The organism is Sodalis sp. RH20, from assembly GCF_047324205.1.
Classification (GTDB): Bacteria; Pseudomonadota; Gammaproteobacteria; order Enterobacterales; family Enterobacteriaceae; genus Acerihabitans.
On sequence record NZ_CP178733.1, the window covers coordinates 711,514 to 724,678 of the forward strand.

Consider the following 13,165-nt stretch of genomic DNA (forward strand, 5'->3'; position numbering starts at 1 on the left):
GATGCGAAAACATATCATCAAATCGCTGCTGGCTCATGCCGAGCAAACCTATCCGGCGGAGTGTTGCGGCCTGGTTATTCAGAACGGCCGGAAGCAAACTTACCTCCCATGCACCAATACCGCGCCAGAAAACGGTGAACAATTCAGGATTGCCCCCGAAGAATATGCGGCAGCGGAAGATGCCGGTGTCATTATCGCGGTGGCCCACAGTCATCCCGACGCCACCACGCAACCGTCGCAGCTCGACCTGGCGCAATGCGATCTATTACAGGTCCCTTGGATTATCGCGAGTTGGCCGGAAGGCGACGTGCGTGAGATTATGCCCGCTGAAGGAATAAAGCCGCTGGAGGGGCGCCCGTTCGTGCATGGCATCTGGGACTGCTACGCCATCATCCGAGACTGGTACAAACTGGAGCGAGGCATAGAACTGCCCAATTTTGAGCGCTCTGATGGCTGGTGGGACCGTGGTGAAAACCTCTACATGAAAAACTATGCTGAAGCGGGCTTCGTGCCCACGGAAGGTGCATTGCAACCCGGTGACGTGATCATCATGCAGGTGCGCGCGGATGAGCCAAACCACGCCGGCGTTTACCTGGGCGATGGGCTGATGCTGCACCATATGTACGGCAAGTTGAGCGGCAAAGTCCCTTATGGGGGATACTGGCATGAAAGAACGATTACAACCCTTCGCCATAAGGGATAATTTATTGCTATTATCCTTGAATCATCGTTCGAGGGAGCCATAATGAAGAGAAACACTAACCTAATCTTGGCTGCAATATTTTTTGCAATTACAGGATGCTCTACAAGCCCCACCACATCTGACAATGTTACGTCGATACCTACAGAGCGCGCCCTAGGATTTCAGAATAAAAGTGATAGCAGCGCAACGATTATAATAAGCCGCGATAGTGGCTTCTTATCAGGGGGAGGGTGTTTTGTATCAATTCTTATTGATGGTAAAACGGCCGCTCGGATTAATACTTCTGAGATAGGTAAATTTTATGTTGAGCCTGGACGTCATATTATTGGCATCTCTGGCGATCCGTTAGGTGGGGGTTTATGTAAGTATCAAATCGGACAGCCTATAAAAGAATCATCAACTGAAGTTAGTAAAGGTGATGTCCAGAAGTTTAGAATATCTGGTGGCACTAACGCCGGATTAGATATCAGACCAACGAGCTTATAACCTATTTTTGATTTGCTACCATATTATTAAAAGGCCATTTAACCATGGCCTTTTTTAATGGAGGAATTATGTCAGAGTTGAAAACCATTCACCTTTATGGATCATTGAAAAAGTTTACGAAGGCAAATAAAGGAATAATTAATTTATCAGTTAATACAACGCAGGAAGCAATTAAAGCATGCTGTACGGTGCTTCCTGGCTTTGAGCGGTTTTTGATGACGGCTAAAGATCGTGGGCTAACCTTTTCAGTATTTAAAGGAAAGAAAAATATTAGTAAAGATGAATTGGATTTCGGTGTGGGCGATGATGAAATTAGGATCGTGCCAATTATTATTGGCAGCAAGCGGGCGGGATTATTTCAGACGATACTTGGTGCCGTTCTTGTGGTCGCTGGATATGCTTTATCGGGATTTACTGGTGGAGCAAGCCTTGCTTTAGTTCCAGCTGGCGTGGCAATGATGGTTGGCGGCGTTGTCCAGATGCTTTCACCCCAGCAGAGCGGACTGGCAAGTCGGCAGGATCCTGACAATAAGCCCAGCTACGCCTTTGGTGGCCCGGTAAATTCAATCGCTCAAGGCAACCCGGTACCCATTGGCTATGGCAAACGCCGTATTGGGGGGGCCATCATTTCAGCCGGAATCTACGCGGAAGATCAACAGTAATCAAGTTTAAATTCAGGAGCAAATATGAACGAATCACAACGTATTGCCGCGCTTGAAAAAGAAGTGACGGAAATTAGAATTCAGATAAAAAAAGCCAAGAATGAGAATGAGCAAGTGCATAGAATGATGAAAGCGGCCACATTGAAGGCCGCCGATGCATCATTTTTGCTGAGCTATCAAAGATAAGGCTTGATCCATAATCTCAGTAATTAATGGATTAGATACACTCCATTTATTTTTTTCTTGATTAATTAATTGTGCTAAAAATTTCCTTTCACCCTCAGGATGTTGACTACATAATAAACGAATTACATATTCAGCGGCTCCAACCCGCACTTGTAATATTCGCAAATCTTCTTTCTCTTGTTCCGTCATAAGTTTTGCCTTTTTTAACTCAGAGGTTTTCAGCCATCTCTCTGGCAAGGTGCGCCCATGTGAACGTATGGGCGGGCTGAATCCTTAACATAAACCTTACGTAACCAAAGGTTAATCCTGATATTTGATCAGCTATCGGCTCGCTTCGGCGGGCTTTTTTTATGCCCGGAGAAAACATGCCATCAATCGAAGGTCAGAAAGGCGGTAGTGCCAGCACCCACACGCCGGTTGAGTCCCCCGACTCACTGCAATCCACCTCCTATGCCAAAATGCTGTTTGCGCTTGGCGAGGGGGAGTGGCTGGGTGACCTGGACGGCACAAAAATTCAACTTGATGGAACCCCGATCCAAAGCGCCGACGGCACAATAAATTTTCCCGGGGTGCAATGGGAGTTTCGCTCCGGAACGCCGGACCAGTCCTATATCGCCGGTATGCCTGATGTCGAAAACGAAACTGCCGTTGCTCTGGAACTGACCAACCAGACGCCATGGATCCGGGCTGTGACCAATACCGAGCTAAGTGCTGTGCGCTTGCGTTTCTCCTGGTCTTCTTTGCAACAGCAAAAAAGCAACGGCGATGTGGTGGGCTACCGGATCCAATATGCGGTAGATGTAGCCACAGATGGTGGAGCATATCAGGAAGTGCTGAATACTGCGGTCGATGGAAAAACCACGACCACTTACGAGCGTAGCCATCGCATTGATCTACCTGCGGCAACCACTGGCTGGCAAATCCGCGTCCGTCGTCTTACTGCCAATTCATCCAGTAACCTTATTGCCGACACCATGGTGATCGAAGCCATAACAGAAGTGATCGACGCCAAGCTACGCTATCCCGAAACGGCGTTGTTGTTTATTCAGTTCGACGCCAGCCAATTTCAAAATATCCCAGTGGTTTCATCCGAACCCAAAATGCGCATTATCCGGGTGCCGACAACCTATGACCCTGTTGCTCGCACTTACAGCGGAACCTGGGACGGCACGTTTAAATGGGCCTGGTCAAACAATCCTGCCTGGGTGGCTTATGACATTCTAATGGCTGAACGTTTTGGCCTGGGCGAACGGATCACCGCTGCCAATCTCTATTACACCAAATGGGACCTGTATACGATTGCTCAATATTGCGATCAGTTGGTGCCCGATGGCCGTGGTGGTGGGGCGACTGAACCGCGTTTTCTCTGCGACGTTTATATTCAATCTCAGGAGGAAGCGTGGACCGTCCTCAATGACCTGGTGGCTGTTTTTCGCGGCATGATGTTCTGGGCCAACAATCAAATGAACGTGTTGGCAGATATGCCGCGGGACATGGATTACGCAATTACCCGGGCGAATGTTAAAGACGGAAAATTCACTTACGCCAGCGCCAGCGAGAAAACCCATTACAGTACGGCCATGGTTTCGTGGTCAGACCCGGCAAATGGTTATCAGGACGCGGTGCAGCCGGTGTTTAAAAAAGCCTTGATTAGGCGCTACGGCATTAAGCAGGCCGATATCACCGCTATAGGCTGTATCCGCCAAACGGAGTCGATAAGGCGCGGTGATTGGGTACTGGAAACCAACGACAAGGACCGCGTGGTGTCCTTCACCGTGGGGTTGGACGGTAAAATCCCATTGCCGGGTTATATCATCGGTATTGCTGACGAAATGCTCGCTGGCCGGCCACTCGGTGGACGAATCAGCGCTGCAGCTGGGCGTAATATAACCCTTGACCGTGTTTCTTCAGCAGCCGTTGGGGAACGGCTGATTATTAATTTGCCCAGCGGCAAATCCGAAGGGCGCACCATTTCGTCGGTATCCGGCAAGGTCGTCACCGTTACCACGGGCTATTCAGAAACACCGGAGCCGGAATGTGTCTGGGCTGTAGATGCCACCAACCTGGCCCTGCAGCTGTTTCGCGTCACTGGCATTACCGCGGGTGACGATGGAGTGTCGTTCGATATTACCGCCATAGAGTACGATCCGAATAAATTTGCGCGCATCGATACCGGCGCGCGGATAGAAGATCGGCCGGTTACGGTTATCCCCCCTGGCGTCCAGCCGCCGCCGTCAAATGTGGTGATCAGCAGCTTTACCGCTATCGCCCAGGGCCTGGCGGTCACCACGATGCGGGTAACATGGGATAAAGCAGACAGCGCGATTGCCTATGAATCTGAATGGCGTAAAGACAACGGCAACTGGATAACTGGGCCGCGCACCTCCGCGCAGGGTTTTGAGGTGACCGGGATATATGCTGGCCGTTACCAGGCGCGCGTGAGGGCAATAAATGCCTCGGAGATTTCCAGCGTATGGGCAAACGCTCTTGAAACACAACTGAACGGCAAAGAGGGTAATCCGCCGGCGCTGGCCAGCTTTACCGCCACCGGCCAGGTATTTGGCATTGCGCTGTCCTGGCAATTCCCGGCCGGCGCCGAGGATACGCAGAAAACGGAGATTTGGATCAACACCCAAGGATCGGATGATGGTTCATCGCTCCTGGGGGACTACGCCTACCCGCAAAACTCCCACACCATGACCGGCCTTGCCGCCGGCAAATCCTTCTGGTTTAAAGGCCGGCTGGTGGACAAAACAGGTAATCAGGGGCCATGGACAAACTGGATTAATGGCGCATCCAGTAGCGATGCCTCTGAAATTCTGGATTACCTGAAGGGGCAGATCACTGATACGCAGCTGGGCCAGGATTTATTGGCGCCCATCCAGGATGCCCGAGAGTTAAAAAACATGTGGTCGGTAAAGGTCGGTGCCACTCAGGACGGCAAGCAATACCTGGCCGGGATCGGGGTAGGGGTAGAGAACACCCCGTCAGGCATGCAAAGCCAGGTGCTGATTTTGGCCGACCGTTTCGCTGTGCTTAATCAAACCAATGGCGTGACCTCGGTACCCTTTGCCATTGATGGCGGCCAGGTGTTTATGAATATCGCCTTTATCAAAGACGGAACTATCACCAACGCCAAGATCGGCGATTACATCCAGTCAAACAACTGGGTAGCGGGTCAATCAGGTTGGCATATCGGTAAGGATGGCAGCTCAGAATTCAATGATGTTACGGTGCGGGGAACAGTTTATGCCACGGATGGTTTATTCAAAGGGCGCATTGAGGCAACGGACGGCTATTTCAACGGCACCGTTTATGCCAACCATCTTGAGGGTGACCTTGCCGTAATGACGTCCATGGATATAAACGTCAGTACACCGTCCGGCTCGTCAAGCCATGAGGGCAATTACACCAAAACATTAAATCCTGATAATTATATCGACAGAACATTGTCTGTTATTTTCCCCTTAAATGCCTGGGCATCAACCAGCCCGCAGGGAGGTGACGGAAACGCCTATATCGAGTTAAAGGCAGAAATATTTGTTGACGGTGTTTCTGTCATCACGTTCAAAACCAATGCTAATGCGTTAGGTGGTGGCAATACCGATTACAACGGCACCTCGGGAGCCTGGACGGTGGATGTGCCGCAAGGGCAGGCTAAGACGATGAGTCTCAAAGTGACCAAAACTACCGGCGGGGGTGGTACTCATGACGCCTACGCCGGGCCAGCGATATTCATAGCATGCCGTAAACGAAATAACAGTTGGTCCTGATTTCATTGACGACAAAGAGAAATCCGCTTCGGCGGATTTTTTATTGGGAGAAATAAATGGCAGTAACTATCAGTGGCAAACTTATCGGCCCAAATGGGGACCCGCGCTCGGGTGTAACAATACAGCTTCGCGCGGTGAAAACATCATCGGCAGTTGTTCAACTGGCCCCTTCAACTTCGGTCACTGGCAGCGACGGCAGTTATTCCTTATCTGTCGAAGTCGGCACGCACGAGGTTATGATCGAGGCTTTTGGCCAGCCTTACGAAAAGGTAGGCACCATAGCGGTGTATGCCGATTCAACTGCTGGGACGTTAAATGATTTTCTAACAGCACCTGGAGAGACAGAACTCACCCCCGCTATTGTCGCCACAGTTGAAGAAATGCGCACTGCCTCTCTGGCTGCCCGGGACGAAACACTCGCAGCCCGAGACATAACCGTCACAGCCGCCCAATCTGCTATCACCTCTGGCAACCTTCAACCTGACGAGGCCACGGGGCTGGCCAATACCACTAACGGCCAGATCTTCACGGTAGGGTATGGAAGCGGCGCGGATATTTCATATAAGACATTCGAGAACGTGAACGGCGTAGCTGTAGTAAGAATTGAGGCACTTGGCAAAGGAGCAGTGGATGCGGTTCAATCTGATATGGATATTCTTGGACAATCTGTTATAAAAGGCGACGATATATTTTTACCAAATGGAAGAAAAATAATAAATGGCATGGCTGGTTCAGATGGGTTTGGTAACGTTTATTCAGATGAACGAGGTAAATTTTATGGCGGGGGGGTTTCGCACGATACATCAGAAATAATTTTTGATCCTTATATTGCCATGGTTATTGGTGACCAAACCGATGGGGTGACACCTTGGACAGTTTTTTATAAAAACGGTCATATTAAAACCAATATTTGTGAGTTAATAGAACATCCAAGTCCTGTATATCACCTTAACCCACCAGGGATATATCTGGCAGATAATGCAACGCCAAATCCAAACGCGTTCATGAGACCTATCATGCTAAAAGATTTAAACGATTTCAATATAGGTCTTTATGGCATGTCTTTGGATTACGCAGTGAGAGGTGATGCCGCTTCAGGCAGGCAGGCTGCGGAGTGGTTGTATGAGTGGGCTATGCGCCGTTCGATGGTAATAAGAAATGGGTCAGGTAATCCTGGCGCATCATATGAGAGACACTGGCGAGTCGCAAACTTTGCAATTTGTTATTTTATAGGGAAAAATGAAATAAACTTTGAGTTGAGAAGGGAAATTATTGATTGGTTTACTGACCTCGGCAATACCATGATACTTGATTTTGATGGATATTCTGCTAAAACAAATAATCACGCATACTGGTGCGCCGCCTCCGTGTATGCGCTTTATCTCGTTACCGGCATAGAAGAATTTAAAACATTTTCTCTAAATCAATATGATTTAGCAATGAACCGCATACAAGAAGATGGGACCTTGACAACTGAACTAGACAGGTTGAAACGTGTACTTTATTATCATAGTTTCGCACTAGAACCTTTGATAATGATGTGTGAGTTGGCAATACAAAAAGGAGAGGATTTATACAATAGAAGCTCAAAATTATTTCTATTGATAGAAACCACTATTCACGGCGTATACGATCCCGTTTGGTTCAAGAACATAGCTGGCTTATCTAATGATCAAGAGCCAGTTACTGGGGGTGGGTGGGGTGGGTTCCTTTCTTTACGATACCCGGAGCTTATTCAGGGAAGGTTAAATGCTGACATAACGGTTTACACTGACCAGTTTTTCATGGGAAAAACTTACGAATTAGCAAGACTATGGGTGAAATAATATGACGACTATTATTGCCGGAAGCGGAATAATTACTAATCCGAATTCAATAAAGCTTTTCACTCCCTCTATTGAAATGCCTCCTTTATTGATAAAGGGGAATTTTAAAAGGTCAATAGCCAGTTTAGTTGATATAAGTGGGGCGGGTGCTCTATTTAACCTAGCCGGAACAAGTACAGGTAATGTCACCTTTGATGATGAGGGTGTTTTTGTTACGAAAACCAACGGTCTTGAAACAAATGTATTAGCAACCGAGGCCATTAGCATCTACTCAGTTCATAAACAAGGTGACCTGACTTATGATATTCTAAACGCGATCCCTTTTAATGATGGCTCTCAAAATACAACCGGTTCAGGATATGGGACATATTTTTTGGAGCGATACCCGCGTGGTAGTGGAGATACACAAATTAACGGGATGTATGCAACAGGATATGTTTATTGGGATTCAACTCCTAGCGCTAACAGAACTGGTTTACAAAATGCTCAACAGAATGTTGAAAAGGGTGATTTCGTTTTTCGTATGATGGTGATTGATCCAGTTTCATATACTGCAACTATTTATTCCGGTTATAAAGGCGTTTTGACAAAGGATGTCACTCAGATCCCGCATGATTTAGCGGCGAGGGTGAGAACAACGCCTTTACGTGTAGGATATGCTCCTAACTCCTCGGCAATATCAGGGGCTAGCCCCGCACTTCGTATTGCAGAGTTTGGAGCGTATAATGGCGCATGCACAGATAAGCAGGCCGCAAAGGCGTATACAGAATCCAGGGCACTCCAAGCTTTAAGTGGAATAACCATCTAACTAGGAATATCACGCTTTAGGTCGGGCCTTCCCTGGCCCTTTGGAAGTACACGCGCACTGTACCGAACCAATCGGCCTCCATCAAACCGGCGCGACATTCTTGCGAAACGCGCCGCAAAACTAAATTTCCCTTCCGCTCAACGCCCTACGATTTTCCTCTCCCGCTTCGCTTCACAATATCCGCATGGCGTGCATATACTGTATAAAATAACAGTGATGATCCATTTGAGTATGCGAACATGATTTTTTATCGGGCCGTTGAACTTGCCGAAGTAATTCCCCTCCCACTTTTTTTGGAGCGGGTGCCCGCTGGCTTTCCCAGCCCAGCCCAAGATTACATTGAAAACCGTATAGATTTGAATCAGTTATGTGTGAGCCATCCAGCTGCGACCTATTTTGTCAGGGTAACCGGCGACTCGATGATCGAGGGGTTTATCAACGAGGGCGACATGCTAATCGTAGACAGCGCTCTCACGGCACAGCATGGGCAAATTGTTATCGCGGCAGTAGACGGTGAATTTACTGTCAAGCAATTGCAACTCACCCCGACGCCACGCCTATTACCCATGAATACGGCTTATCAGGCCATCACAATACGTTTAGAGGACAATGTCGAGATATTCGGCGTGGTGACGTTTATCATTCACTCGGCACCCTGACCATGTTTGCCCTGGCGGATGTGAACTCGTTTTACGCATCCTGCGAGACAGTATTTCGTCCTGACCTGCAAGGTAAGCCGGTCATCGTTCTCAGTAACAATGACGGCTGCGTAATAGCGCGTTCGGCTGAAGCAAAAAAGCTCGGCTTCAAAACCGGGAACCCTTTTTTCGAGATTAAAGACATCGTACGGAAACACTGCGTGCATGTGTTTTCCAGCAATTACGCGCTGTATGCCGACATGTCAAACCGGGTCATGACCACCCTGGAGGAGATGGCGCCATCAATTGAGATTTACTCCATTGATGAGGCTTTCATGAACCTGTCCGGGGTCAGCAATTGCATGAGCCTGGAGCAGTTTGGGCGAGATGTACGCGAAAGGGTAAAGCAGCGCACAAAGCTGACCGTTGGCGTAGGCATTGCCCCAACAAAAACGCTGGCCAAGCTCGCCAATCATGCCGCTAAGCAATGGAGCAAAACCGGCGGCGTGGTGGATCTGTCCTCTCCGCTGCGCCAGCGTAAGCTGATGGCGCTGATGCCGGTGGAGGAAGTCTGGGGCGTTGGCCGGCGGATTTCGAAAAAGCTAAATGGAATGGGTATTTTTACCACCTTGCAGCTGGCTGATAGCCACCCGCCATTTATCCGCAAGCATTTCAGCGTTGTGCTGGAGCGCACGGTTCGGGAACTCAATGGCGAATCATGCATGGCGATGGAAGAGTTTGCGCCAACCAAACAAGAGATCATCAGCTCGAGGTCGTTCGGGGAACGGGCCACCACCTACCAGATGGTGCGCGAGGCGGTCTGTGCTTATGCCGAGCGAGCGGCGGAGAAACTGCGGGGCGAACGTCAGTACTGCAAGAAAATTTCTGTCTTCATCAAAACAAGTCCGTTTGCGGTGGATGAGCCCTATTATGGCAACCAGGCGACCGGAAGTCTCACCATCCCGAGCAATGACACCCGCGACATTATCCGCGTCGCTATGGAGTGCCTGGACAGAATTTTCTTGCCTGGCATGCGCTATCAGAAAGCCGGTGTGATGTTGGGGGATTTTTATAGCATCGGAGTAGCGCAGTTGGCTCTATTCGATGAATATAAACCGCGGGCCAACAGCGAAGCGCTCATGCGTGTACTGGATGGGATTAATCACTCTGGGAAAGGTAAGGTCTGGTTTGCGGGGCAGGGCATACAGCAGGCGTGGCAAATGAAGCGGGCGCTTCTCTCGCCGGCGTACACGACCAGATACAAGGATTTGCCGATCGTGAAAGCAAAGTGATGCAACTCAAACGACAGGGTTATCGATGCGTTTGATGATCCCTGCGTTGTCGTTGTGAATATTCCCCACGGCCTTAGCGACAGGGTGAAAAGAAAATTCATCTGCCGGTATGGCGAAATCATGTGCCAGTTCTTCGGCGCGTTCCGGCGTTATCTCGGGTGATAGCCATTCGAGGGAAGCCTCTCTCGTCATAACCAGCGGCCGGCGGTCATGGATATCGACCAAGCCCTTGTCACTGGCCGCAGTGATGATAACAAATCCATCGTCATCCGGCGCATCCAGGGCGTCGGGATGAAATCGACCTATAGCCGCAAAGAATATAGGAGCCTTGCTTTCATGATAAATGAAATACGGCTGTTTAATTTTTGCGTCGTCCGGATCTTTCTTCCATTCGTACCAGCCGTCTGCCATGACCAGTGCGCGCCCAGTATTCCAAAGTGGCTTAAACATGCGCCCCGTAGCCGCCGTCTCGACGCGCGCGTTGATGAGGGGAGGGCGGCCAGCTTCTTTGGCCCAAGCCGGCTGATATCCCCACATTACGGGGTCGAGGTGCAATTTATCATCGCGCTGGTTTAACAGTAGAACGCGGGTGCCTGGCGCAACGTTGTAGCGTCCGATTGGCTCGCCATCGAGGGCGCCAACGAATTCGACGTCAGGCTTAAGTGATTCGAGATATTGTTCTCTGGTTTCGATCTGGGCAAATCGTCCGCACATAGAGATCAGCTTATAAGGAGGAGGGTATTTGAAGTATAGAAAATGGTGCGGTTTTTCCCTGGTTTTTCCCCCATTTTACCCCAAGCAAAATGCAGACGAAAAAAAACCAACCACAAGTGGTTGGTTTTCTTCAGGATGATTGGTCGGCATGAGAGGATTCGAACCTCCGACCCCCGACACCCCATGACGGTGCGCTACCAGGCTGCGCTACATGCCGACTGCATGGGCGCCTATACTACCTTGTCCTGCGTTGATTGCAATAGCCCATTGAATTGACTGCTTTAGATTTAAGCAGTTAATTGGCAATAAAGCGTTTTTCGTCCGTCAGTACCTGCAAAAGCAGCGCCAGCTGCGGTTTGGCGTTATGAATAACGTCGCCATTAAGATCGTAGGTGCGGTAATCACCGTTGCTTTGCAGCACGATGCTCTGGGTCGGCGTATTGATAACCAGCGTGCCGTTATCGCCGCTGACCACCCAATCGTTGCTCCGCCTTGGGGCAAACAGATCCTCGCCCTGGGTATAGTCGCTGGCATCGGTGGCGACATGCAGCAGGCGCTGCATCAGCGTGGCGGTGACATCGTTGTGGTAGGTCAGCTTGGTCACCACCTGCGGCGGGGTGCCCGGCCAGTGGATGATAAGCGGCACCTGCAGCTGGTATCGGTTAAGGCGTGTGCCGGCTTCCCGATGGCCGTTCTTGCGATCGTTGAGCTCCAGCCCGTTGGCGGCGGTAATCACCACCACCGTATGCTCCAGGTCTCCCCTGGCGCGCAGGGTGGCGATAATCTGGCCGATATAGCCGTCCAGGCGCTGAGCGCCCTGCTGGTAATGCTCCGCCAGGTTGGGCTTGTTATTCAGGCCGGCGTTGATATCCGTGCCGTTGAATTCCACGTAAGAATACCAGGGCGCATCGCCGGTGGACGCCGCGCGCCACTGTTGCCATTGCTGGGCGGTCTGGCTGTCGGGCTGGCTGACCGGCTCCGGCAGGCTGAAATCGGTCAGCAGCGCCTGCCTGTCCAGCGGGCTGCCGAAGCCGTTGGATGAGAACAGGCCCAGCTGATAGCCCTGCTTGCCGAGCGCATCGAATAATACCGAGGTCTTGCGCGCCGCCAGGATGCCGTCCATATAAGAAGACGAAATGCCGTAAAACAGCCCGAACAGCCCAGTATCCGCATGATTGCCGGTGCTGAAATGGTTGGTGAAACGCACGTTGTCGGCGGCGAACTGCTTTAACGTCGGCATCTGTTGGTCGACGGTATCGTTGCGCAGGGCGCCGGTGGCGATGATCAGCAGGTTATATCCGCTGCCTTTATTCTGGAATTGCAGCGGGCTTAACGGGTATTCCACCGCCACCGCCTCGGGATTGCCCTGCTGCACCAGGCGACGCTCGTATTCCTGCGCATCCAGCAGGCCGTGCCGCTCCAGGAAGCGGCGCGCGGTCATGGGGTAGGATAGCGGCAGGTTGGAGCGCTGCATGGTAATCGGCCGGTAGAAATTGGCGTCCGCCCAGATATAGATAATGTGCGAGGCGAAAAAGGCGCAGATAAGCACGATAGCCACGGGCTTGCCGATTTTACGCCGGTTAAGGCTGCGCAGCTTTTGCCATGACCAGGTGCCGAAGAGCATTTCCACCAGGAAGATGATGGGGATGCCGATAAACATCAGCTGCCAGTCGCGCGCCAGCTCACCTTCGTCGGGGTTGACCACCAGTTCCCAGACCACCGGATTAAGGTGGAGGTGGAAACGGGTAAACACCTCGGTATCCACCAGCAGCAGCGTCAGCCCGGCGGTGGCGATAATGGCCGACAGAAAGCGCAGCAGTCGCTGCGACATCACTACAAAGGTCAGCGGGAAGATAATCAGCAGGTAAAGGGTAAAAACGATAAAACTAAAGTGGCCGAGCCAACTGGTGAACGCGAAAACGCGGCCCAGCAGCGAGCCGGGCCAGTCGGCGACAAAAAGATAGCGGCTGCCGAGCCCAAGGCTAAGCAGGATGTTGAAAAGGGCGAACCAGTGACCCCAACTGATCATTTGGGAAACTTTGTCACGGTAGCGCTGGCTATTTGTCACCATAAATCA

12 protein-coding genes and 1 tRNA gene are annotated in these 13,165 nt (G+C 50.6%); 9 read left to right on the forward strand and 4 right to left on the reverse strand.

Going from position 1 to position 13,165, the window contains the following annotated elements:
* The first annotated feature begins 1 nt into the window (after nt 1).
* From ACL2XM_RS03430 to ACL2XM_RS03445, 4 genes are all read left to right on the forward strand, one after another.
* A complete protein-coding gene (locus ACL2XM_RS03430) occupies nt 2-703 on the forward strand; it encodes a C40 family peptidase (RefSeq protein WP_413732354.1) in 702 nt (233 codons plus the stop codon).
* A 42-nt stretch (nt 704-745) separates the two neighbouring features.
* Nucleotides 746-1,189 (forward strand): hypothetical protein, encoded by a 444-nt coding sequence (locus ACL2XM_RS03435; protein ID WP_413732356.1) that lies wholly within the window; start codon nt 746-748, stop codon nt 1,187-1,189.
* 68 nt (nt 1,190-1,257) lie between these two features.
* Entirely contained in the window at nt 1,258-1,851 is a 594-nt protein-coding gene (locus tag ACL2XM_RS03440) for a tail assembly protein (protein ID WP_413732358.1), read from the forward strand.
* A 24-nt stretch (nt 1,852-1,875) separates the two neighbouring features.
* Nucleotides 1,876-2,037 (forward strand): hypothetical protein, encoded by a 162-nt coding sequence (locus ACL2XM_RS03445; RefSeq protein ID WP_413732360.1) that lies wholly within the window; start codon nt 1,876-1,878, stop codon nt 2,035-2,037.
* Here the strand turns inward: ACL2XM_RS03445 and ACL2XM_RS03450 are convergent.
* Complete coding sequence (locus ACL2XM_RS03450) at nt 2,011-2,226, reverse strand: hypothetical protein (RefSeq protein ID WP_413732361.1); 216 nt, start codon at nt 2,224-2,226, stop codon at nt 2,011-2,013. The two genes, ACL2XM_RS03445 and ACL2XM_RS03450, sit on opposite strands and share 27 nt — an antisense overlap.
* Before the next feature lie 176 nt (nt 2,227-2,402).
* On the opposite strand from ACL2XM_RS03450, the gene ACL2XM_RS03455 reads away from it, so the two are divergent.
* The 5 genes from ACL2XM_RS03455 to umuC all read left to right on the forward strand — a co-directional run bounded on the left by ACL2XM_RS03455 (nt 2,403) and on the right by umuC (nt 10,374).
* Complete coding sequence (locus ACL2XM_RS03455) at nt 2,403-5,810, forward strand: phage tail protein (RefSeq protein WP_413732362.1); 3,408 nt, start codon at nt 2,403-2,405, stop codon at nt 5,808-5,810.
* Between the two features lie 56 nt (nt 5,811-5,866).
* Nucleotides 5,867-7,636 (forward strand): prophage tail fiber N-terminal domain-containing protein, encoded by a 1,770-nt coding sequence (locus ACL2XM_RS03460; protein WP_413732364.1) that lies wholly within the window; start codon nt 5,867-5,869, stop codon nt 7,634-7,636.
* A gap of 1 nt (nt 7,637) precedes the next feature.
* Complete coding sequence (locus ACL2XM_RS03465) at nt 7,638-8,444, forward strand: hypothetical protein (protein ID WP_413732365.1); 807 nt, start codon at nt 7,638-7,640, stop codon at nt 8,442-8,444.
* 239 nt (nt 8,445-8,683) lie between these two features.
* Entirely contained in the window at nt 8,684-9,103 is a 420-nt protein-coding gene (gene umuD / locus ACL2XM_RS03470; RefSeq protein WP_413732366.1) for a translesion error-prone DNA polymerase V autoproteolytic subunit, read from the forward strand.
* Between the two features lie 2 nt (nt 9,104-9,105).
* Nucleotides 9,106-10,374 (forward strand): translesion error-prone DNA polymerase V subunit UmuC, encoded by a 1,269-nt coding sequence (umuC, locus tag ACL2XM_RS03475; RefSeq protein WP_413732368.1) that lies wholly within the window; start codon nt 9,106-9,108, stop codon nt 10,372-10,374.
* Nucleotides 10,375-10,380: 6 nt separating this feature from the next.
* On the opposite strand, the gene ACL2XM_RS03480 is transcribed toward umuC, so the two are convergent.
* The 3 genes from ACL2XM_RS03480 to yejM all read right to left on the reverse strand — a co-directional run bounded on the left by ACL2XM_RS03480 (nt 10,381) and on the right by yejM (nt 13,159).
* The gene (locus ACL2XM_RS03480) at nt 10,381-11,088 is read right to left on the reverse strand and encodes an SOS response-associated peptidase family protein (protein WP_413732370.1); all 708 of its coding nucleotides are present in this window, start codon (nt 11,086-11,088) and stop codon (nt 10,381-10,383) included.
* 140 nt (nt 11,089-11,228) lie between these two features.
* Nucleotides 11,229-11,305: transfer RNA gene (locus tag ACL2XM_RS03485), tRNA-Pro, on the reverse strand.
* Nucleotides 11,306-11,383: 78 nt separating this feature from the next.
* On the reverse strand, nt 11,384-13,159 hold the full coding sequence (gene yejM, locus ACL2XM_RS03490) for an LPS biosynthesis-modulating metalloenzyme YejM (protein WP_410014283.1): 1,776 nt from the start codon (nt 13,157-13,159) through the stop codon (nt 11,384-11,386).
* Between the last annotated feature and the right edge of the window lie 6 nt (nt 13,160-13,165).

Coding starts and splice junctions, on each gene's coding strand:
- ACL2XM_RS03430 (WP_413732354.1), top strand. CDS start 2: ATGCGAAAACATATCATCAAATCGCTGCTGGCTCATGCCGAGCAAACC.
- ACL2XM_RS03435 (WP_413732356.1), top strand. CDS start 746: ATGAAGAGAAACACTAACCTAATCTTGGCTGCAATATTTTTTGCAATT.
- ACL2XM_RS03440 (WP_413732358.1), top strand. CDS start 1,258: ATGTCAGAGTTGAAAACCATTCACCTTTATGGATCATTGAAAAAGTTT.
- ACL2XM_RS03445 (WP_413732360.1), top strand. CDS start 1,876: ATGAACGAATCACAACGTATTGCCGCGCTTGAAAAAGAAGTGACGGAA.
- ACL2XM_RS03450 (WP_413732361.1), bottom strand. CDS start 2,226: ATGACGGAACAAGAGAAAGAAGATTTGCGAATATTACAAGTGCGGGTT.
- ACL2XM_RS03455 (WP_413732362.1), top strand. CDS start 2,403: ATGCCATCAATCGAAGGTCAGAAAGGCGGTAGTGCCAGCACCCACACG.
- ACL2XM_RS03460 (WP_413732364.1), top strand. CDS start 5,867: ATGGCAGTAACTATCAGTGGCAAACTTATCGGCCCAAATGGGGACCCG.
- ACL2XM_RS03465 (WP_413732365.1), top strand. CDS start 7,638: ATGACGACTATTATTGCCGGAAGCGGAATAATTACTAATCCGAATTCA.
- umuD (WP_413732366.1), top strand. CDS start 8,684: ATGATTTTTTATCGGGCCGTTGAACTTGCCGAAGTAATTCCCCTCCCA.
- umuC (WP_413732368.1), top strand. CDS start 9,106: ATGTTTGCCCTGGCGGATGTGAACTCGTTTTACGCATCCTGCGAGACA.
- ACL2XM_RS03480 (WP_413732370.1), bottom strand. CDS start 11,088: ATGTGCGGACGATTTGCCCAGATCGAAACCAGAGAACAATATCTCGAA.
- yejM (WP_410014283.1), bottom strand. CDS start 13,159: ATGGTGACAAATAGCCAGCGCTACCGTGACAAAGTTTCCCAAATGATC.